The 21,085-nt window shown below is 64.0% G+C and carries 18 protein-coding genes and 1 tRNA gene; 6 read left to right on the top strand and 13 right to left on the bottom strand.

Features of this window, described 5'->3' with window-relative positions; genetic code table 11:
- The first annotated feature begins 43 nt into the window (after positions 1 to 43).
- Complete coding sequence (locus IVB36_RS28275) at positions 44 to 2,437, top strand: transglycosylase SLT domain-containing protein (protein WP_247377568.1); 2,394 nt, start codon at positions 44 to 46, stop codon at positions 2,435 to 2,437.
- Between the two features lie 201 nt (positions 2,438 to 2,638).
- A complete protein-coding gene (locus IVB36_RS28270) occupies positions 2,639 to 3,457 on the top strand; it encodes a YkgJ family cysteine cluster protein (RefSeq protein WP_026233575.1) in 819 nt (272 codons plus the stop codon).
- Positions 3,458 to 3,774: 317 nt separating this feature from the next.
- On the opposite strand, the gene IVB36_RS28265 is transcribed toward IVB36_RS28270, so the two are convergent.
- A complete protein-coding gene (locus IVB36_RS28265; RefSeq protein ID WP_085357377.1) occupies positions 3,775 to 5,346 on the bottom strand; it encodes a porin in 1,572 nt (523 codons plus the stop codon).
- Positions 5,347 to 6,671: 1,325 nt separating this feature from the next.
- On the opposite strand from IVB36_RS28265, the gene IVB36_RS28260 reads away from it, so the two are divergent.
- Positions 6,672 to 6,764 (top strand) — tRNA-Ser (locus IVB36_RS28260).
- Positions 6,765 to 7,051: 287 nt separating this feature from the next.
- Here IVB36_RS28260 and IVB36_RS28255 read toward each other — a convergent pair.
- The 8 genes from IVB36_RS28255 to IVB36_RS28220 all read right to left on the bottom strand — a co-directional run bounded on the left by IVB36_RS28255 (position 7,052) and on the right by IVB36_RS28220 (position 15,096).
- Entirely contained in the window at positions 7,052 to 7,318 is a 267-nt protein-coding gene (locus tag IVB36_RS28255; RefSeq protein WP_085351418.1) for a hypothetical protein, read from the bottom strand.
- A gap of 1,705 nt (positions 7,319 to 9,023) precedes the next feature.
- Positions 9,024 to 10,508: an Asp-tRNA(Asn)/Glu-tRNA(Gln) amidotransferase subunit GatB gene (gatB, locus tag IVB36_RS28250; RefSeq protein ID WP_247338488.1), complete on the bottom strand. Its 1,485-nt coding sequence runs from the start codon at positions 10,506 to 10,508 to the stop codon at positions 9,024 to 9,026.
- Positions 10,505 to 10,807 carry a hypothetical protein gene (locus IVB36_RS28245; RefSeq protein ID WP_085383246.1) on the bottom strand — a complete coding sequence of 101 codons (303 nt, stop codon included), beginning with the start codon at positions 10,805 to 10,807 and terminating at the stop codon, positions 10,505 to 10,507. The genes gatB and IVB36_RS28245 overlap by 4 nt, the downstream gene beginning before the upstream one ends.
- Entirely contained in the window at positions 10,798 to 12,273 is a 1,476-nt protein-coding gene (gene gatA / locus IVB36_RS28240; RefSeq protein WP_085351415.1) for an Asp-tRNA(Asn)/Glu-tRNA(Gln) amidotransferase subunit GatA, read from the bottom strand. The genes IVB36_RS28245 and gatA overlap by 10 nt, the downstream gene beginning before the upstream one ends.
- On the bottom strand, positions 12,270 to 12,482 hold the full coding sequence (locus IVB36_RS28235) for a hypothetical protein (RefSeq protein WP_085351414.1): 213 nt from the start codon (positions 12,480 to 12,482) through the stop codon (positions 12,270 to 12,272). The genes gatA and IVB36_RS28235 overlap by 4 nt, the downstream gene beginning before the upstream one ends.
- A gap of 79 nt (positions 12,483 to 12,561) precedes the next feature.
- A complete protein-coding gene (gatC, locus tag IVB36_RS28230) occupies positions 12,562 to 12,849 on the bottom strand; it encodes an Asp-tRNA(Asn)/Glu-tRNA(Gln) amidotransferase subunit GatC (RefSeq protein ID WP_007611211.1) in 288 nt (95 codons plus the stop codon).
- Positions 12,850 to 13,027: 178 nt separating this feature from the next.
- On the bottom strand, positions 13,028 to 14,104 hold the full coding sequence (locus tag IVB36_RS28225; protein WP_085351413.1) for a nitronate monooxygenase family protein: 1,077 nt from the start codon (positions 14,102 to 14,104) through the stop codon (positions 13,028 to 13,030).
- Between the two features lie 17 nt (positions 14,105 to 14,121).
- Positions 14,122 to 15,096 (bottom strand): nitronate monooxygenase, encoded by a 975-nt coding sequence (locus tag IVB36_RS28220; protein ID WP_085351412.1) that lies wholly within the window; start codon positions 15,094 to 15,096, stop codon positions 14,122 to 14,124.
- Between the two features lie 95 nt (positions 15,097 to 15,191).
- Here IVB36_RS28220 and IVB36_RS28215 point away from each other — a divergent pair, with 95 nt between their 5' ends.
- Positions 15,192 to 16,082: a LysR family transcriptional regulator gene (locus IVB36_RS28215; RefSeq protein ID WP_085351411.1), complete on the top strand. Its 891-nt coding sequence runs from the start codon at positions 15,192 to 15,194 to the stop codon at positions 16,080 to 16,082.
- Here the strand turns inward: IVB36_RS28215 and IVB36_RS28210 are convergent.
- Positions 16,069 to 16,284: a hypothetical protein gene (locus IVB36_RS28210; RefSeq protein ID WP_247338487.1), complete on the bottom strand. Its 216-nt coding sequence runs from the start codon at positions 16,282 to 16,284 to the stop codon at positions 16,069 to 16,071. The genes IVB36_RS28215 and IVB36_RS28210 overlap by 14 nt on opposite strands.
- Positions 16,285 to 16,330: 46 nt before the next feature.
- Between IVB36_RS28210 and ruvX the strand changes: the two genes are divergently transcribed.
- Both ruvX and IVB36_RS28200 read left to right on the top strand, forming a co-directional pair.
- Positions 16,331 to 16,822 carry a Holliday junction resolvase RuvX gene (gene ruvX, locus IVB36_RS28205; RefSeq protein WP_007603328.1) on the top strand — a complete coding sequence of 164 codons (492 nt, stop codon included), beginning with the start codon at positions 16,331 to 16,333 and terminating at the stop codon, positions 16,820 to 16,822.
- A 3-nt stretch (positions 16,823 to 16,825) separates the two neighbouring features.
- Entirely contained in the window at positions 16,826 to 17,749 is a 924-nt protein-coding gene (locus IVB36_RS28200) for an AEC family transporter (RefSeq protein WP_247338486.1), read from the top strand.
- On the opposite strand, the gene IVB36_RS28195 is transcribed toward IVB36_RS28200, so the two are convergent.
- Genes IVB36_RS28195 through IVB36_RS28185 form a run of 3 tightly spaced genes read right to left on the bottom strand, consistent with a single transcriptional unit; the run spans position 17,746 to position 20,968 of the window.
- Positions 17,746 to 18,510 carry a type II CAAX endopeptidase family protein gene (locus IVB36_RS28195; protein ID WP_018458318.1) on the bottom strand — a complete coding sequence of 255 codons (765 nt, stop codon included), beginning with the start codon at positions 18,508 to 18,510 and terminating at the stop codon, positions 17,746 to 17,748. The two genes, IVB36_RS28200 and IVB36_RS28195, sit on opposite strands and share 4 nt — an antisense overlap.
- Before the next feature lie 23 nt (positions 18,511 to 18,533).
- Entirely contained in the window at positions 18,534 to 20,177 is a 1,644-nt protein-coding gene (locus IVB36_RS28190; RefSeq protein WP_247393833.1) for an acyl-CoA dehydrogenase family protein, read from the bottom strand.
- Between the two features lie 20 nt (positions 20,178 to 20,197).
- Positions 20,198 to 20,968, bottom strand: coding sequence for a M15 family metallopeptidase (locus IVB36_RS28185; protein ID WP_247338484.1), 771 nt, complete (start codon positions 20,966 to 20,968; stop codon positions 20,198 to 20,200).
- Positions 20,969 to 21,085: the final 117 nt, after the last annotated feature.

Raw genomic sequence — 21,085 nt, 5'->3', positions numbered from 1 at the left:
TCCGCGCGCCGCATGGCGATCCACCGGTCTGGTCGTGTGCCTGATGGCAGGGCTGTCGGCCGGCTGCGCCGCCTGGGCCAAATCCAATGAGACAACCGCGGAGACCGCCAAGGAAACCGCGAAGGAAATCGCAAAGCCAGCCGCCAAGGACACCACGAAGGGGGCGTCCAAGGGAACCGGCAAGGACATTTCGAAGGACGCCGCCAAGGGCGCAAGCAAGGGCGCGACCAGTCCACCCGCCAAGGATGCCGCGAAGAAGCCTGCCAAGGACGCTGGCAAGGATGCTGGCAAGAACGCAGCCAAGGAACCTGCAAAGGACAAGCTGAAGCCTGCGGCTGTCGCGCCGAAACCTCAGCCGGCCGCTGGCGGCTCGGTCCCGAAGACCGCACCCGCACCGGCAGCAACGGCCATCGTCAGACCGACCGCCCCGGCCTCCGCCAAGCCCGTCGCGGCTCCTGTCCTGGCTCCGGCGACCCGCCAGCATGCCGCCCCGCGCAAGCCGGTCACACCGGCTGCGGTTGCTGCGACCTCCTCGACGCCGCAAGCCGACAAGGACACGCTGGAGACCGTGATCGAGCTCGTGCGCAAGCGCAAGGCGGGCGACGCCACCAGTGCCGCGGCCACGATCTCGGATCCGGTCGCGCGAAAACTCGCGGAATGGATCATCCTTCGCAGCGAGGACAATGGCGCGACTGTGGAGCGCTACCGCGCCTTCCTGTCCGCCAATCCGAGCTGGCCCTCGCAGACCTTCCTGCGCCGGCGCCTGGAGGCCGCGATGTGGGACGACAGGCGCGACGACCAGGTCGCGTGGTCGTGGTTCGAGAACGAATCCCCCGTGTCCGCCAAGGGCCGCTTCACGCTCGCCAAGGCGATGCTGGCGCGCGGCGACCGTGCCAACGCCGAACGTCTGGTGCGCGATGCCTGGCGCAGCGACCCGATGTCGGAAGAGACCGAAAACAACGCACTCGACCAGTTCGGCGCGCTGCTGACGCCCGGCGATCAGAAGGCGCGGATGGATACGCTGCTCTACGGCAGCGAGAACGAGGCCGCATTGCGGGCTGCAAAGCGCCTCGGGGCCGGCTATGTCGCACTCGCCAAAGCCCGCATCGCCTCCCTCAAGAAAGCGCCGAACGCTCGTGCGCTGCTCGAAGCCGTGCCGCGCGAGCTGCACGGCGATCCGGGCTTCATCTTCAGCAAGATCCAGCTGCTGCGCCGCGAGGAGAAATTTGCGGAAGCCGCCCAGCTCATGCTGTCGGCACCGAAGGATCCGGGCCGGCTCTACAATCTCGACGAATGGTGGATCGAACGGCGCCTCCTGGCGCGCAAGATGATCGACACCGAGGAATTCCGCAGCGCCTATCTGATCGCGCGCGATGCGGCCCTGCCCTCGCGCGACATCTACAAGACCGAGCAAGAGTTCACCGCCGGCTGGATCGCGCTGCGCTTCCTCAACGATCCCGCGGCCGCCACCCAGCACTTTGCCCGCATCGGGATCGGCAGCGTCAATCCGACCACGCTGGCGCGCGCCGGCTATTGGCAGGGCCGCGCCGCCGAAGCTGCAGGCCGCCAGCAGGAGGCGCGCAACGCCTACGCGCGGGCCGCCGAGCAATCCACCAGCTATTACGGCCAGCTCGCACGCGCCAAGCTCGGCCTGCCGCAGATCGAGCTCAACGCTCAGCCGCGCAGCCGCGGTGCCGAACGGCTGGAGATCGTGCGCGCCGCGCAGCTGCTCTACGAGCTCGACGAGCGCGAGATGGTGATACCGTTGCTCGCCGACATGGGCGAGAACGGCGATCCCGAAGCGCTAGCCGGCCTCGGCGAGCTCACCCAGCGCCACAGCGACGCGCGCGGCATGCTGCTGCTCGGCAAGGCCGCGCTCAATCGCGGGCTGCCGTTCGATTTCTATGCCTATCCCGTCAACGGCATTCCGCAATTCACGCCGATCGGACCCGAGGTCGAGCGCAGCATCATCTACGCCATCGCGCGGCAGGAGAGCGCCTTCAATCCCTCGGTCGTCTCGCCGGCGCAGGCCTATGGGCTGATGCAGGTGACGCCGGACGCTGCGCGCTATGTCTGCAAGCGGCACGGCGGGACCTACGATCTGGGGCGTCTGAAGAACGATTCGGCCTACAACGCCACGCTCGGCTCGGCCGAGCTCGGTGGACTGCTCGAAGACTATCGCGGCTCCTACATCATGACCTTCGCCGCTTACAATGCCGGCCGCGGCAGTGTGAAGAAGTGGATCGACCGCTACGGCGATCCGCGTGACCCCAAGGTCGACGCGGTCGACTGGGTCGAGCTGATCCCGTTCTCCGAGACGCGCAACTATGTGCAGCGGATCATGGAGAACCTTCAGGTCTACCGCGCCCGCTTCGGCGGCGGCACCCGGTTGCAGATCGAGGCTGATTTGCGCCGTGGCGCCGGCAGCGTGGAATAGCGGCGTGCCTATGAGACTCGCTTGCGGCGATCCGATAACAAGGTATCCGCGCGAGGGGGTAACGCGGTCAGCTCCCGGCGTTTGAGGCGGGGCCATCAACATGGGCCGGAGTGCTCCAGACCGTACGGTGAGAAGCTGAACGAGAAGATCGTGCAGGGCGGATCGGGCGCGCCTCAATAAGAGAAGAAAAGAACTACAAACATGGATCAGGCAATGTTGAGCGTCGCCCGTGCAGTAGAGGCGGGCGCGACGACGATGAAGGGTGTGATCGACGCCACGGGACTATCTCGTCTCAAAATCGAACGTGCGTTGAATGCGCTGGAAAAGCAGAAGCTGCTGGTCCGCGACGGGCAGGGTTTTCGCGGAACCAGCCCGACGAGGACAGCCCAGCCAGCCCGGCAATGCGGCTCGTGCAATGCCTGCTGCGATATCCTCGAAGTGGCGGCCGTCGACAAGCCGGTGAACCAGCTGTGCAGGCATTGGCAGACGGGCACTGGATGCACCATCTACGAGCGCCGTCCGCAGATGTGCCGTTCCTTCGTCTGCGCCTGGCTGCAGGGCCATCTGGATGACGACTGGTTTCCGGCGAAATCGGGCATCATCGTGCATTTCAGCCAGGACGCGGTCAACGTTACCGTCGATGACCATTGCCCCGATCGCTGGCGGGAGGAGCCCTATTTCAGCAAGCTCGCCGAATGGTCGCTGAATGGCATCAAGAGGATCGGAAACCGCGGCTACGCGACCCTCGTCGTCTCCGGTGCCGGGCGGTTCCTGCTGCTCGGGCGAACCGTCGTTCCGGAGCCGACGCTGTTCGGCACCGCGTTCCTCCCGCTCACCGCCGACACATTTCGATTCTGGCGGGCGAAATCCCCGGAGCATCTGCAGCGGCTGCACGAGCGCATCGCCGAGATCGAGCGGATCAGACAGGAATTCGGCTCCTGCACAATTCCCTCGAATGAGGACGACGATCCGCAAGCCCCCTATCGGCCGGCGCTTCTACGGCTGTCGCACCACGCCTAAACTCCGACGTCGTCGACGCGGCCTAACCCGCTCTATGCCGCTCGACTCGCGCTGGTTGCGGTCTAGACGGGCAGACCACGTTGGACGCCGTGGTGGCCATGAATCTCAAGGACCTGCCGGCGCCTCCGCCTCTTGCCGCGGCGGCTGAAGTGGTCTTGATCGCGCGATCCGAACCCAGCTCTTGATCACCCAAAGCTACTGATCATTCCACACTCCACTCGTTCTTCAGAACATGTCGGAGATCCGTGGTCCGCCTGGTGCAAAAAAAGCCCCGGCGGTTTCCCGCCGGGGCTCTCTGTCAGGTCGTTAGACCGAACTTACCAGTTGCGCTGAGCGCGGAGGAGCAGAACGAGCGTGTCCTGATCCTTCAGCTCGTACACGGCGGCCGGCTTGGCCGTCGTGCCGGCACCAGCGTAAGCAACCGTACCAGCGTACTTCTGGTCCAGATGGGTCCAGGAGAGGTCGGCCGAGAACGTCAGGTTCTTGACCGGGGTCCAGCGAGTGATGACACCGACCTGGCCGATGGCGAAGTCAGGATTACAACCCGTCACGCCCGCCAGGCCGCCGAACACGCCGCCAGCACCGCCAGCGCCGCAGAGGGTGGTCTTGGCAAGAGTGCCGTACTGCGCCTGAGCGTAAGCACCGTAGATCGCGGTGTTCCAGTATGGATCCCAGTTATGGGTGTAGGCACCGCGGAAGCCCCAGGTCTTGACGGTTTCCTGACCGCTGCCGGTCACGAACACGGTGTCCGGAGCGATAGCGAAGCCGACGCTCTGGTAGGCAACGCCGGAGCTGCCGAACATCGAGTAGCTGCCGCCCGCCAGGTTCTGGAAGTTGTAGCGGGATGCGCCGTCGGTGTAGACGCCCTGGATGTTGATCACGTCACCCGCGCCAGTCGGGATGTTCTTGATCGACAAAGCGAGCTGAGCAGCCCAACCCCACTTGTCGTCGGGATGGCCAGTCGGCTCGGTGGCGCCGTAGTAGGCAACGTGGTTGTCATGCGCAGCGACCGACGCCTGGAACAGACCCCAAGCCTGGTCGACACGGACCATACCGACGAGGTTCGGCGAACGCGAACCGCCGATGGCGTTGGAGCCATACGAACCGCCGATCATGCCAGCCGCAGTCGCGCCAGTCATGTTCAGGTTGCCAGCCTGGTAATAGGCCGTCGCATCTTCAGCCGAGAACGACGCCGTCACGCCCTGACCGAAGTCAGCGGTGTAGGTGAACTGGTTGACACCAGTGACCGTGCCGGAACCGCCGACGAGGCTGTCGAAGTTGTTGCCGGGATAGTTGGTCCAGGGCGCGTCGAACTGCGACACGGCCTTACCCATGGTGAAGCCAGCGAACTGGATGAAGGCGTAGTACACGCCGAGCGAACCGCCGGAGGTCGCGCCGTCGGTGCCGTTGACGGCCGAACCAACGAGCGCCGGGGCGGCGCCGGAGGTGTTGAGCGCCAGCGTGCTGCTGTAGGCAGTGGTACCGGTCGCGCTGCCGGTGCCGGCGTAGTTGCCGGTGGTCCAGGAGAACACGCCGTCGAAGAAGGTACGGACGACGCCGTACTCGGTCGCGGTGCGCGTGTCGATGTTGAGATCTTCACGAGCGCGCATGGTGTAGTAGTTCGTCAGACGGTTGCGCGCGCCGTTGTTCGACGTGAGCTGACCGCTGAAGTCCGAGTTGGTGTTCAGCGCGACTTCAGCGCGCAGATAACCACCCAGCTTGATGCAGGTGTCGGTGCCGGGGATGTAGTAGAAACCCGCACCGTACAGGGAGCAGATCTTCACGTATTCGACCGCTTTGGCCTTCACGGGGAGATCGGCTGCCTGCGCTCCGCCAACAGCGAGCAGACCCGCCGCGGAACCGAGCAAAAGGCTCTTAACCAACTTCATGTTAAACCTCCAAGTTTGCCATAGGGAAGGTTCCGGATCCGCTGGGTGAAGACACCCTAAGGTTGGTTCCCTTGTCCCTTAAATTCACCGCTTAGTCGCTTCGCGCCTTCGGACACACCCGCTGAACGCGAGGGACTTAAGCGAACCACCTAAGACGGGACGACCTCGGGATGCCCCCCTCCGTCGCTCAGTCACAATTACCGAACCCCCTTGCACACACAACAACAGAACGCTTCAGAACCGGCCGATCGAGCGTGTTTTCCAACGGGTGTTGCACAAATAACACGCAGATGTGATCAGGGCGACTTTGTAACACTTTGAATCTGCTGATCTTTTTCGACGGGTTTAATCTGCCATCAAAAGTTCCGGCACCAGCCCCTCACATTCGTGGAGACGCCTCGCTGTGGGTCTGGGCGCCCGAATCGTGGAATCAACCAGGGACTCGCCGCGCGCCAGTCCTTCGGGAACTGGCTGGCCTGACCATCAAGCGGCTGCAAGATTGACAAAATATCGATCTGCGCATCGTCGATCGCTTGAAGGACTTCACCGTCGAGCTTGTCTCGCAATCGACAAAGCGATGAAATGACTCTTCGAGCCGCTTGCGGAGATCGCTGTTGTCGTCAGGACCGATTGAAAACGCGTACGTCTCGAAGCGGTCGGGATATTGCCTATCGATATCTCGCAGTGAGCTACCCAGCTGGATGCTCTACGTCCTGACTATTGTAAGATGAGATCCGTAGCGGCGGAGTCCTGACAGTTGAAGAATGAAACAGCGTGCCAGATCATCCCTGCTTTGATTTCCAAAGCCGTTTCCACGGAAAGAGAAATCGCCAGACAAGGCCCTCCCTGGTTGCGGCGACGCCTGGCGCGACGGGGCAGATCCTCGGCCGGCGAGCGAGTTATCCCGACTAATAGTGAGAGCGCCCTTCCCGCAGCCCTGACACGGGGCCCCGTCGGCCGATCTGAGGGCAATCACCGCTCATAGTTTGTGGCGAATCGCGGAAGAGACAATCAAATCAATCGCTTGCAAATGAATCACTTGATAGAGGCGGTCGGCGACGAAGGCAGTCGTCCCACACGCGGGCCATCCGATCCAATTTGAAAGCAAAATCAATCGTTTATATGGATGAAGGGAGCCTTTATGCGCGTCAGAACCACTCTTAATACAAGCGCCAGAACCTCCAGCTTGGCGTCCGTTATCGCTGCGTTACGTTCTCGGCCCGAGAGCAAACCGCCTGGTTTCGGAATTCGCTGGGAATATTCGAGCAAAAACACACGCTTCCAAATTGACCAGCCCAAGTAATTAGATGCATAAGGCTCGCACCGGAGAGGTGGCCGAGTGGCTGAAGGCAACGCTTTGCTAAAGCGTCATACGGTCTCAAGCTGTATCGAGGGTTCGAATCCCTCCCTCTCCGCCACTCCGCAGCTTGTCCGGCCCGAAGACATGGGTAACGGAACGTACCTAAGACATGGGTGACAGCCTCGTGCCGAACGGGTTGTCGAGAGGTTGCAGGGTTTTCTGCTCCGGGTCGAAGTATCCCAGATCATAGTGCAAGGGCGCGATCTGAATCCGCCGCCTCTGATCTGCGCCCAGTCATCTCGTCGAGATCGCTCACGCCGCTCGGAATCCCGGATGGCGGACCACGAGGGAACCCGATTAGCGAAAATCAGGTTCGCCTGCGACCGCCGGGACGTGATTCACCGCTCAGTGGGCGGAGACCCAGGCCCTCGCCTCGCGCTGGGCGGCCGAGATGTCGGCGTCCGACATCTGCCCGGCGACCTCCTGGCGCAGCGTCACGGCGTCCTTGCGGCCCTTGAGCGCGGCGAGGTTGAACCATTTGTGCGCGGCGACGAGATCAACGAGGCCGGCGCGTCCGCTCGCCCAATAGAGGCCGCGCTCGAACAGCACGTCCGACAGCGCGCCTGCGTCGATCGGCGTCGCGGTCTCCAGATCGAAAGTACCCTGAAACATAACGCATCCCCTTTTTTCTTATGCCGTCTCGTACCCCGAGCGCGGCTCCCGTCCGATCAACTGTTCAACTCATCCCCGAGGCTTTTTGCCCGTGCCGTTTGCCGGCTTGTTGGAGGTAATGATGGCGGGCAAATTTGAATGGCAGTTTAAGTATCGCGATGAAGCAGACGTAAACGCGCCCGCGCCAGGCGCGCACGACAAATGCAAGAAATCCCTATTTTGCAGGGACTTCTGCAATTCGTCAGATTCGGTTTACCTTGGGATTTTGGGAGAACGATAACCATTGCGCACGGTGACCCGCGTCCTGTGGTGTCCCCGCCCGCTGTCGTCACCGTATTCCAGAAACAGCAATGGTCCCACGAGAAGCTGCGGGGTACTGGATCGCCCGGTCGGAGCCGGGCGATGACACCGCAAATGGAGAAGAGGTGCGCGAACTGCCTGCAATTGCGCTGCAGCCTCCCTGCTCAAGTAGGGCGCGCATATGAAGAAGTATATGGCTGGAAGCTCGACTGCGGCCATCCTTCGAGACGCCCGCCTGCGGCGGGCCCTCAGGATGAGGGATGAGGATGCGGCAGCATCAACGCAGATGGATGCAGCCGAGCCTCATCCGGAGGGGACGGCTAAGCGGTCCTCTCGAAGGACGAGGTGCTCGCTCAGGCGCCGCTGACGTCATATGCGACAACCCTGACTGCTCAAGGGCAGAACGGCCACATCGCGGTCAGATCAACAATGTCGGGATATGGGAATGCCGGCAATACCCCGGCCTCATGAGAACGAGGGCGTCGGCGAACACGTCAGGACCAGATTCCACGTTGGCCGAAGGCCGCCTGTGAAATTGCGGAGCCCCTTACGGAGAGCCGCACCGAACGAAGAAAACTTGTTTCTTCTGCCGGACCGGACTTAGCGAGCGAACCCGCGAAGAGAACGATCCGACCGTTGACCTGATGTCTCGCCGACACCCTCTATCGTCGACCAGAACCTTTTGAGAGGCGCTGATGACGTGCCGGCTCTCTAGGAGCCGGCAACTTCAAAAAGCGAAGTTACTTCTTCTTGGCGACCTTGCGGGTCTTCTTCGCAGTCTTCTTCACTGCGCTCTTCGCCTTCTTCGCCTTCTTTGCCTTCTTAGCTTTCTTGGCCATGTTGCCCTCCGATGTGTGAGATGGCTTAATCGCTGCATGCAGTCGGGGATCGAGTGCACACTCATCCCGAATACACCAACACAACGAAAAAAACAGCGTCTCGCTTAAAGAAGTGTTGACGGCGAAACGCGCCTGCGCTGGCGAACGCGATGCAAACGGACTGCATGAGGTGTGCTTGCGATCGCAGAGAGTGCCCGCGGCATCGACGTTTGCAAAAGATGCGATTGTAGAAAAACACTATGCAGCAAGTATTTTCTTGCACGCGTGCATCGCGCACGATCGTTGCAATGATGCATCCTGCCGATCGCGCGAGCGCCTCGCGAAGGCGCTTCGCGGACTCTGAGTCGCGACTTTTGGCAACGAAAATATTTTCATGATTAACGGCGCGAGCGCTCGTCAGAGCGCGTGCAAGTCGCCGTTTTGCGCGAATCGCGTGACGGCGATTCGGTCGGCGTGTCGCGTTCGATCGGGATGAAGTTCGTCGCAGAGGATGTGCGCGAGCGTCGCATCGCGAACCGAAAGCGAGGTGACGACGCCTGTCCGTCACCTCGTTCGAACGCGCGAGGTCAGATGCCGAGCTTGGACTTGAGCAGCTCGTTGACGCTCTGCGGGTTGGCCTTGCCGCCGGATGCCTTCATCACCTGGCCGACGAACCAGCCGAGTGACTGCGGCTTGTCCTTGACCTGCGCCGCCTTGTCGGGATTGGCCGCGATGATGTCGTCGACAACCTTTTCGATCGCCGAAAGATCCGTGACCTGCTTCATGCCGCGGCTTTCGACCAGTGCGCGGGGATCGCCGCCCTCCTGCCAGACGATCTCGAACAGATCCTTGGCGATCTTGCCGGAGATCGTACCCTCGCCGATCAGGTCGATGATCCCTGAGAGCTGTGCGGCATCGACCGGAGAGTCCGTAATATCCCGGCCTTCCTTGTTGAGACGACCGAACAGCTCATTGATCACCCAGTTCGCGGCGACCTTGCCGTCGCGCGCGCGGTTGGCGAGTTTCTCCAACACGGTCTCGTAGAACACTGCACTCTCGCGCTCGGCGACCAGCACGCTGGCGTCGTAGGCCGACAGGCCGAGATCCGCGACGAAGCGCGTCTTCTTCTGGTCCGGCAGCTCGGGGAGCTCAGCCTTCAACTCGTCGACGAAGCTTTGCGAAAACTCCAGCGGCAGCAGGTCGGGATCGGGGAAGTAGCGATAGTCGTGCGCCTCTTCCTTGGACCGCATCGACCGCGTCTCGCCCTTGTTGGGGTCGTAGAGCCGGGTCTCCTGGTCGATCGCGCCGCCGTCCTCGAGGATTTCGATCTGGCGCCGGGCCTCGTACTCGATCGCCTGGCCGATGAAGGTGATCGAGTTCATGTTCTTGATCTCGCAGCGGGTGCCGAGCGGCGCGCCGGGCTTGCGCACGGAGACGTTGACGTCGGCGCGCAAGGATCCCTTCTCCATGTCGCCGTCGCAGGTGCCGAGATAGCGCAGGATCGAGCGCAGCTTGGTCACATAGGCCTTGGCCTGCTCGGCATCGCGGATGTCGGGTTTCGACACGATCTCCATCAGCGCCACGCCGCAGCGGTTGAGATCGACATAGGACATGGTCGGCGACTGATCGTGCAGCAATTTGCCGGCGTCCTGTTCCAGATGCAGCCGCTCGATGCCGATGGTGGCGGTCTTGCCGCCGTCCAGTTCGACCACGATCTCGCCTTCGCCGACGATCGGCGACTTGTACTGGCTGATCTGGTAGCCCTGCGGCGAGTCTGGATAGAAATAGTTCTTGCGATCGAACACCGAGCGCAGATTGATCTGCGCGTTCAGCCCGAGGCCGGTCCGGACAGCTTGTCTGACGCATTCCTCATTGATCACAGGCAGCATGCCCGGCATCGCCGCGTCGACCAGCGACACATGCGAGTTCGGCTCGCCGCCGAATGCGGTGGAGGCGCCGGAGAACAGCTTCGCGTTCGACGTCACCTGAGCGTGGACCTCCAGGCCGATGACCATCTCCCAGTCACCGGTTGAGCCCTTGAGAAGTTTGTGGGGTGCGGCAGGTGCGTTCATGGCTTGCTCCCGAGCAGCGTGGCAGCGATCCGCTCCCACTCTGCCTGTAATGAATCCGTTGCCACGGGCTGGCCGGCCTGGCGGTACCAATAGCCGGCGTTGCCGAGGTCGCCCTCGACCCGGTGCAGATAGGCGTGCACCCAAGCGGCCGCGCGGCCGCTCTCGTCCTGGACGATCTTGTGCGCCTCGTCCCAGTCGCCCTTGGCGGCCCACCATAGTGCGGCAAGTGGAGCGCTGAGGTCCGGCGGCGGCGCGGCGCCGTCGAGGCTGGCGATATACGCCGCCATCTTCACCACCATTTCGCCGGCGTGAAGCGGCCGGCGGCCTGCTCGATCACCTCGCCGAGCGAGAACAGCGTCTCCTCGTCGAAGGGACGGCCGATCAGCTGCAGGCCGAGCGGCAGGCCCTGCGCATCCTTGCCGGCGGGCACAGCGATGCCCGGCAGGCCCGCCATGTTCACGGTCACCGTGAAGATGTCGTTGAGGTACATCTCGACGGGGTCCGCGCCGCCTTTCTCGCCGATGCCGAAGGCCGCCGACGGCGTCGCCGGCGTCAGGATCGCGTCGACGCCCTTGGCGAAGCAATCCTCAAAGTCCTTCTTGATCAGCGTGCGCACCTTCTGGGCGCGCAAATAATAGGCGTCGTAATAGCCGGCCGAGAGCACGTAGGTGCCGATCATGACGCGGCGCTTCACCTCAGCGCCAAAACCTTCTGCACGGGTGTTCTCGTAGAGTTCGTTGACGTTCCGGCCCTGCTCGCGCAGGCCGAAGCGCACGCCGTCATAGCGCGCGAGGTTGGAGGACGCCTCCGCCGGCGCCACGATGTAATAGGCCGGCAGCGCGTATTTGGTGTGCGGCAGTGACACTTCAACGAGCTCGGCCCCGGCCGCTTTCAGCCAGGCCGCGCCCGCTTCCCAAAGCTTTTCGATCTCGGCCGGCATGCCGTCGAGACGGTATTCCTTGGGAATGCCGATCTTCATGCCCTTCACGGACTTGCCGATCGCGGCCTCGTAGTCCGGCACGGCTATGTCGACCGAGGTCGTGTCCTTGGGATCGTGGCCAGCCATCGAGCGCAGCAGCATCGCGGCATCGCGCGTGCTGCGCGCGATCGGACCAGCCTGGTCCAGCGAGGAGGCAAAGGCGACGATGCCCCAGCGCGAGCAGCGGCCATAGGTTGGCTTGATGCCGACGGTCGCGGTGAACGCCGCCGGCTGGCGGATCGAGCCGCCGGTGTCGGTCGCGGTCGCGCCCATGCAGAGCAGAGCCGCCACGGCGGAGGCCGAGCCGCCAGACGAGCCGCCCGGCACCAGCGTCGTGTTGGAGCCATCACGCCGCCAGGGATTGCCGACCGGGCCGAAGCACGAGGTCTCGTTCGACGAGCCCATCGCGAACTCGTCATTGTTGAGCTTGCCCAGCATCACCGCACCATCGCGCCACAGCTGCGAGGTGATCGTGGACTCGTAAGTCGGCACGAAGTTGCCGAGGATTTTCGAGCACGCCGTGGTGCGCACGCCCTTGGTCGCGAACAGGTCCTTGATCCCGAGCGGAATGCCGGCAAGCGGCCCCGCGTCACCCTTGGCGATCTTCTCGTCGACGGCCTTCGCCATGTCGCGCGCGCGGTCGGGCGTCTCCATGACGAAAGCATTGAGCACGCGGGCGGCTTCGATCGCGTTCAGATGCGCGTCGGTCAGCTCGAGGGACGTGAAAGTCTTTGCCGCGAGGCCCTTGCGGGCCTCCGCGAGCGTCAGCGATGTCAAATCGGTCATTTATTGATCGGGCTGCAGAAGAACGGAGACAGGGATTTGTCGTTGGCCGGGTCGTCTTTCTTGGTGGCCGCTTTCGCAGCCGCCTCGATCTCGTCGAGCACGGCATTGACGGCGACGTTGGGGTCGGCAGCCTTGCCCTGCCGCTCCATCTTGTCGAGATAGTTCATGTAAGCCTGATAGGCCTTCTCGTCGTCGCAAAGCATGCACATCGGACTTCGTCCTGAGACTCTTTTGACGCGTTTTCTTTACGCGAACCGGCTTCCACTTCGCTCGAAAACGCTACGTAAATTACTCAACAACCTTCGGCACCAGGAAGAAGTGGCCTTCGGTCGCAGGTGCGTTGGCAACGATATCGTCGGCGATCTCGCCGTCATTGACCACATCCTGCCGCTTCTTCATCTGCATCGGGGTGACCGAGGTCATGGGCTCCACGCCCTCGACATTGACCTCCGAGAGCTGCTCGACAAAGGCGAGCATGGCGTTGAGCTCGCCCTGCAGATGCGGAACCTCGCCCTCGGAAACCGCAATGCGCGCCAGATGCGCGATGCGGCGGACGGTAGCGGCGTCGACGGACATTATATAAGGCCTCTCACGGCAAAACCTATGTGCCGTATAGCAGAGGCCGCTTTTGCGCCGCAACCGGCGCCAGCGCATGATCCGGAAAAGTGTGCAGCGGTTTTCCGAAAAGATCATGCGCAAACAAGAACCTAAAGCACGATGAGGCTTCGCCCGAAGCTCATCGCGCTTTAGGGACCTATCCGCCCAACGCCTTCATCCGGGCAAGCGCCGATTTGGCGAGATCCCGGGTCAGTTCAGCTGCCGGGACCTCGCGGCCCAGGGCGATCGCCTGCCCGGCCCAGAGATTGGTGAAATCCACCCTGCCCTGCTTCTCGGCCGCAGCCTTGAGCGGTCCCAGCGCCGTTGCGGCATGGGGAAATGGCGGCGCGTCCGGCGAAATCGGGCCGGCCTCGCGCATCAGGCGGTTCTGAACGCCGCGCGCCGGCCGCCCGGTCATGACATTGGTAATGACGGTGGAATCATCCTGTCCCTCGGCGAGCGCCGCACGGGCCGCCGCACTGACCTTGGATTCCGGGCAGCGCAGATAGGCACTTCCGATCTGCACGCCGGCCGCGCCGAGCGCGAAGGCGGCTGCAATGCCGCGGCCATCCGCAACGCCGCCGGCCGCAATCACTGGGACCTTCACCGCGTCGACCACCTGCGGCACCAGCGCAAAGGTGCCGGGCTGTTCCGAGATCTTGTCGGTCAGGAACATGCCGCGATGGCCGCCGGCCTCCGCGCCTTGGGCAATGACGGCATCAGCTCCGTGCTGCTCGAGCCAGACCGCTTCGCTCACAGTGGTCGCCGACGAGATGACGAGACATCCTGCCGCCTTGACCCGCTTGAGCAGCGCGGCCTCGGGCAGACCGAAATGGAAGCTGACGATCTCCGGCTTCAGCTCCTCCACAACCTCGCAGAAGCCGGCGTCGAACGGCGCGCGGTTCGCGGCATTGATGGGTGCGGCGGGATCGAGGCCATGCTCATTGTAGTAGCCCGCGAGGCGCTGCTTCCAGCGCGCCTCCGCCTCGGCCGTGAGCTCGACCGGTGTGTGGCAGAAGAAATTCATGTTCACCGGCGCGGAGACGCGCTGCCGGATGATGTTGACCTGCTCGCGCGCTTTCTCCGGCGACAGCATCGCGCTCGGCAGCGAGCCGAGGCCCCCGCCTTGCGCAACGGCGATCACCAGCTCCGCGTCCATCACGCCGGCCATCGGCGCCAGCACGATCGGGAATTCGGTCTTGAAGAGATCGATCAATCGACGGTTCGGCCACATGGTTGTTCTCTCGCAGTTTAGGCGGACGCGCTGGAATTACGCCGGCCGGTTAGCAGTTGCTCGGCCTCGGTCGCGATCCGTTCGACGATTTCGGCGGCGGACGGAATATCATTGATCAGGCCGACGGCCTCGCCGGCAAAGACCGCGGCGACCTCGAAATTGCCAGCGGCCCTTGCCGCGGCATATTCGACGGTCACCTCGGCGGCGCGCTGCATCAGCTCGACCTCGCGGCCGGTCCAGCGCCTGATATGATCGTTGACCAGCGTTCGCGCGGTGAACGGGGCCGGCCAGAACAGGCTGCGTGACCAGTCGACGATGACGCCGCGCACCGTGTCATTGGGATCAGCGTCGCGAATGCGCTGCTTGGCTTCCTCCGCGCCATTGGCCTCCACGCTCGCATAGAAGCGCGTGCCGATCAGCACGCCGGAGGCGCCCAGCATCATCATCGCGGCGAGCCCGCGACCATCGGCAATTCCGCCGGCGGCAACCACCGGCACGCGCCCGGCCGTGAGATCGACGATAGCAGGTACGATATCGACGGTTGTGCGCGATGCGCCGTGACCGCCGGCTTCGGTACCCTGCGCGATCAGGATGTCCGCACCGGCATCCAGTGCCTGCTTCGCCATGTCCTCGCTCTGCACCTGGCAGATCAAGCGCGCCCCGCACGCCCTGATGCGCGCTGCAAATTGTGCAGGATCGCCGAATGACAGCATGATCGCTTGCGGATTGGCGTCGAGTGCGATGTCGAGAAGTCTTGGCTGTCTTGCCAGGCTCCACGTGATGAAGCCGATACCGAACGAAGCAAAGCCGCTTAGTTGCCTGGTCTCGGCCTCGAGCCGTTCCTGATCGCCGTAGCCACCACCCAGGATCCCGAAGCCGCCGGCCTCGCTGACAGCCCGTGTCAGCCGGCTGCCGGCGATCGTGTCCATTGGAGCCAGCAGGATCGGATGCTTGATCCCCAGGAGCTGGGTCAGCGGCGTGGTGATCGGCATGGCTCCTCCGCTCTCGACACGAATATTAGTCTAGAATACCATTCTCCAAAATTGATTTCTTACGAACGCTGCCATCTCAAAAGAGAAACGATATTATGGAACTCAGCGACCTCCAGACCTTCGCTGCCGTCGCCCGGACCGGGGGGATCACCCGCGCGGCGGAAGAGCTCAACACGGTGCAGTCGAACGTCACCCAGCGCGTGAAGGCACTGGAAGCCGAGATCGGCACGCCGCTGTTCGAACGGCACAGCCGCGGCATGACCTTGACCGGTGCGGGCAAGCGCCTTTTGCCCTACGCGCAACGGATGTCCGCATTAGCGCGCGAGGCCGTGCTCGCCGCCTGCGACGACGGCGAGCCCAAGGGACCGCTCGCGATCGGCTCGATGGAAACGACCGCAGCGGTGCGGCTGCCGCCGCTGTTGGCCGATTTTCATCGCCGCTTTCCCGCCGTCCGGCTGAGCCTGCGCACCGCACCCACCGCCGACCTCGTCGCCTGCGTGCTCGAAGGCACCCTCGACGGCGCCTTCGTCGCAGGTCCGATCGTGCATGCCGATCTCACCGCGACAAGCGCGTTCCGCGAAGAGCTGGTGCTGGTCAGTGCGCGGCGCTGGGCCACGCTCGCCGAGCTGCGCGCCGGCACGCCGGAGTCGGGCCCGACCGCACTGACGTTCCGCACCGGCTGCACCTACCGGCAGCGGCTGGAACAGATCTTTGTCGAGCTCGGCTGGCCGTCAGCCGCACGCTTCGAACTCGGCACGCTCGACGGCATGATCGGCTGTGTCGCCGCCGACATGGGCGTGACACTGCTGCCGCGCGCCGTGGTCGAACGCAGTGCGATCAACGGCAGCGTCTCGATCCACGCGCTGAGCCATTCGCACGCGCAGGTCGAGACGCTCTTCATCCAGCGTCGTGCCGGACATCAAACCAGTGCACTGAACGGATTTGCCGCCTGCCTGAAGCAAGACGACGACGTCATCGCGGCCTGAGATGCCAGCGCCGCAGCGCCACGACGGCCCAGATCGCCTCGACCACGCCAAACGGCCAGGCTCCTTGCAGGAAGCCGTAAGCCGAACCGAGCACGCAGGCCATTGCGAACGTCAGCACGAACCAGTGGCTGCGGTCTTCCAGGGCGTAAGCGACCAGCATCGCTGTCACGGCGAACAAGCCGAATAATGTCAGCGCATCCATGTTCCGGGTTCACTCCGTAGCGCGACGCGTGATATGCGCTAACACCATGCCGGCTCTTATCCTGCCTCTCGTCGATGCTGCAACCCACTGGCCCGAACGCGGCGGGTTGGTCGGCCTTGATCTCGGCACCAAGACAATTGGCGTTGCCGTCTCCAATCCAGACCGCCGGTTAGCTACCGGCGTCGAAACGATCCAGCGCAAGGCGTTCAAGCAGGATGCCGCCCGGCTGCTCGCGATCGCCAGTGAACGCAAGGCCGTCGGCTTCGTGCTCGGCCTGCCCATCAACATGGACGGCAGCGAGGGCCCGCGCGCGCAATCGACCCGGGCGTTTGCCCGCAACCTCGCCGGTCTGACCGCGCTGCCCATCGGCCTCTGGGACGAGCGCCTGTCGACCGCCGCGGTCGAGCGCGAGCTGATCGGCATGGATGTCAGCCGCGCCAAGCGCGCCGAAGTGATCGACGAGCACGCCGCGATCTTCATCCTGCAAGGCGCGCTCGACCGCCTCGCCAATCTGCGCGCAGCCCCGGGGCCTGACTGATCCATGGCCGTCGTGATCGCGGCGCTCCTCCCCGTCTTTATTCTGATCGTGCTCGGCGTGGTGCTGAAGCGCACCCTGATGCGGCTCGATACGCAATGGAACGGGCTGGAGCGGCTGACCTATTTCGTGCTGTTTCCGATGCTGCTGATCCAGACGCTGGTGAAGGCCGACCTGTCCAAGGTCCCGGTCGCAGGCGTCGGCGGCGCGCTGCTGCTCTCGGCGCTCGCGATGTCGCTGCTCTGCCTCGCGCTCCGCCCGGCCCTGTCGCGGCTCGATATCGACGGCCCCGCCTTCACCTCGATCTTCCAGGGCGCGATCCGCTGGCAGACCTATGTGGCGCTGTCCGTCTCCGCCAATATGTTCGGCGAGGTCGGGCTGGCGCTCGCCTCCGTCGCGATGGTGGCGATCATTCCGCTGGTCAACGTCCTCAGCGTCGCGGTGCTCGCCCACTACGCAGCGCCGAAGAAGCAATCCGCGCGCACCGTTGTCATGACGGTTGTCCGCAATCCCCTGATCTGGGCCTGCGTGATCGGGCTCGTCGTCAACGTCATCCACCTGCCGCTGCCGAAGATCTGGCATGAGGTGGCAGACGCACTCGGCCGCTCCTCGCTCGCCATCGGCCTGCTCGTCACCGGCGCCGGACTGCATCTTGAAGGCCTGCTCCGCCCCAGCACGGGTGCCGCTATCGGCGTGGTGTTCAAGCTGGTGCTGATGCCGATGGTCGCGCTGGGGCTCGCCGTCTGGTTCGGACTGTCCGGCGACAGCCTTGCGATCGTCGCGATCTGCGCCGCGGTGCCGACCTCGACCAGCGCCTACGTGCTGGCCCGCCAGATGGGCGGCGATGCACCGCTGCTGGCGCAGATCATCACGCTGCAGACGATTTTGGCGGCGATCACCATGCCGATCGCGATCGCGCTGGTGGCCTAACTCCCCAGCCACATCGTCAGCACCACTGCCGTCAGATTGTTAAGCGCGTGCAGCACGATCGTGAGCCAGAGCGAGCTGCTGCGGTAGCGCATGTAGCCGAACCACAGGCCGATGGAGAAGACCTCGGCGAGGAAGTACAGGTCGTATTGTAGATGCACGACCGTCCACACCAGCGACGACAGGATGATGGCGCCGGGCACGCGCAGGAAGCTCGCCGACCAGCCGCGAAACAGAAAGCCGCGGGCGAGGACCTCTTCGGACATCGGAGCGGCCACGCTGAAGGCGAACAGCAGCATCAGCGCCGCGCCCTTGTCGCGACCGGATTTCAACAGGTCGGTCATGAAGCCCGGCGTCGCCTCGCGGCCCAGACTCCGCGACATCGTCTCCCAGGCGACCACGATCAGGATCAGCCCGACGGCGCCGAACAGGAGTTGCTTCCAGGACGGCCAATAGAACGCGAGATAGTCGACGAAGGAGGCCTTCTTGATGCGGATGGCCAGCCACACGGCGGCCAGCGTCGCCGGCAGGCCCATCGTGACCGAAAACGCGAGCGACGCCGGCTCGCGACCGATGTGCTGCATCGATGCGAGGTCGATTGGGTCACGGGCGACCCAGACCAGATAGACGATGGCCCCGATCTGCCCGACGAACATGGCTGCGAAGATGGCGATGCCCCACAGCGCCGTGCCCCAGAACTTCCAGACTCGCGGCGGCGCCGGCGTCTCGGTGAGCGGCGGCAGATCGGGATTGAGGGAGTCCATCAGGAGGCTTTCGTTTGGCAGGCTCACGGCAGCGCCCGCTCCAGCAGCGTGCGCACGTCGCCGCTCTCGAGCTCGACCGCGCCGTACATGCTGGCGTGGTTCGTGGCGAGGCGCGTGGCAGCGAACAGTTCTGCTTGACGCGGTGACACGCCGTTGAGCGCGGCGGCGGCCGCAAGCAGCGCCAGCTTCTCGACCGCAAGGCGCGCTACGCGCTCGCCGTCCGGGCGGCCGAAGGTCTTGCCGATGAATCCCGCAGTCTCGCCTGCCCCTGGCAGACCTTTGGTCTCGGCAGCAAGCGCTTGCAGGACCGATACCGCTGCCTCCGGCTCGCGCGAGAGCGCGCGCAGCACGTCGAGACACATGACGTTGCCCGAGCCCTCCCAGATCGCGTTGACCGGCGACTCCCGGTAGTGCCGCGCCAGAATGCCGTCCTCGACATAGCCGTTGCCGCCGAGGCATTCCATAGCTTCGTAGAGAAACGGCGGCGCGCTCTTGCAGGTCCAGTATTTGATCGCAGGCGTCAGCAGCCGCATGTAGGCGGCCTCCGCCGGATCGAGCGGCGTCCGATCGAAGGCGCGGCAGAGCCGCATCACCACAGCCGTGCTCGCCTCCACATGCAGCGCCATGTCCGAGAGTACCGCCTGCATCAGCGGCTGATCGGCGAGATGTTTCTGGAACACGCTGCGGTGCCGGGTGTGATGCAGCGCGTGGGCGAGCCCCGAGTGCATCAGGCCGACCGAGGCGATCGCGCAATCCTGCCGCGTCATTTGCACCATCTGGATGATGGTACGGATGCCCTTGCCCTCATCGCCGACGGCTTCCGCATAGGCACCGACGAACTCAACCTCGGATGACGCGTTGGAGCGGTTGCCGAGCTTGTCCTTCAGCCGCTGGAACTGGATCGCGTTCACCGAACCATCCGGCGCGAAGCGCGGCATGAAGAAACAGGTCAGTCCCTGGTCCGCCTGAGCCAGCACCAGGAAGGCATCGCACATCGGCGCCGACATGAACCATTTGTGGCCGGTGATACGGTAGGCGCCTCCCTCGCGCACCGCGCGCGTCATGTTGGCGCGCACGTCGGTACCGCCCTGCTTCTCGGTCATGCCCATGCCGAGCGTCATACCGCGCTTCTCCCACCACGGCGCGAAGCTGGGATCGTAGCTTTTCGTCGACAGCACCGGCATGACCTTGGCGCGCAGATCAGGCTGCATCGCCAGCGCCGCAACGGAGGCGCGCGTCATCGTGATCGGGCAGAGATGGCCGGTCTCGACCTGCGAGGCCATGTAGAATTTTGCCGCGCGGATGACCTCTGCGGCATCGCCCGCGGGTCTTCCATCCGCAGTCCAAGTCGAATTGTGCACGCCGGCACGGGCGCTGTGAGCCATCAGCTCGTGATAGGCCGGATGAAACTCGACCTGGTCGCGCCGATTGCCCTTGGCATCGAAGGTGCGCAGCTTCGGCGTGTTCTCGTTCGCGACGCGCCCCCGATCGGCCATCGCAGCCGAGCCCCAATGCTTGCCGAACTCCGAGAGCTCCGGTTCCGCCGCCGCAGCGCCATTGGCCCTGACCGCCGCGACCAGCGGCTGATCCACGGCGAAGAGATCGGCGTCCTCGAACGGCGGCGACTGGTTGAAGACCTCGTGGGTCGCGAAGCTGGGCTGGGTCATCTCGTGTCCTCGGCGCGGAATCAGTTCCGCCGCGGCTGGATCGGGAAATCATACGGCGCACCGCCCGCTCCCGGCAGCGAAAAGTGCCACCACTCCTTTGCATAGTTCACAAAGCCTTGCCTTGCCATCGCAGCCACCAGCCGCTTGCGCCAGGCGCGCTGATCCGGACTGATCGTTGGTGCGGCGGTATGCCCTTTCACGTCGGTGCAGTCATAGCCGGTGCCCATGTCGACGCTGCCCTCCGGCAATCGCGCCTCGACCGGTGCCGTGCAGTCCGCGTAGGTCTTTGACGGGTCGTATTTGCCTGAATTGTCGGCGTTGAGATCGACCAGCGTGAGATCGAGCGCTGCGCCCGTCGAATGCTGCGAGCGGCTTGCGATGTAGCCGAGGCGGAACAGCTCGGTCTTGGGAATTTTGGGATTGTAGCGCCGCTCGGCGGCCGTCTCGTGGCCGTTCTGCGACCACCTGACCATGTCGAGCGAGGCCCGCGCCGGCCGGTAGCAGTCGAACATTTTCAGTGAGAGATTTTGCGCCGCCAGTTCCTGCTGGACCGCCTTCAGCCGCAGCCCAACCTCCCGCTTCACCACGCACTCGCCGGCCCCGTAGCCGGCGAGCGGACGGCCGACGAAATTGTTCGAGGTGGCGTAGCGGATGTCCTGGATGATGCTGGGCTCGATGTCGTGCAAATAGACGAAACCGCCGGGAAGCGATTGGGCGTGGGCCCCGGAAACAAAAGCCGCGACCAAGAGCGCTGTTAGAGTTGTTTTCAGCGGAAATCTCCCCTTCGTCATGGCCGGGCTTGTCCCGGCCATCCACGCCTTTTCTGCGACAGCACCTTAAGAACGTGGATGCCCGGGACGTCTAGCGCGAAGACGCGCTTCGCGCTTCGGCCCGGGCATGACGGAGAA

The organism is Bradyrhizobium sp. 35 (assembly GCF_023073215.1).
Lineage (GTDB): Bacteria > Pseudomonadota > Alphaproteobacteria > Rhizobiales > Xanthobacteraceae > Bradyrhizobium > Bradyrhizobium canariense_D.
This window is presented reverse-complemented; position numbering and strand designations above follow the sequence as displayed.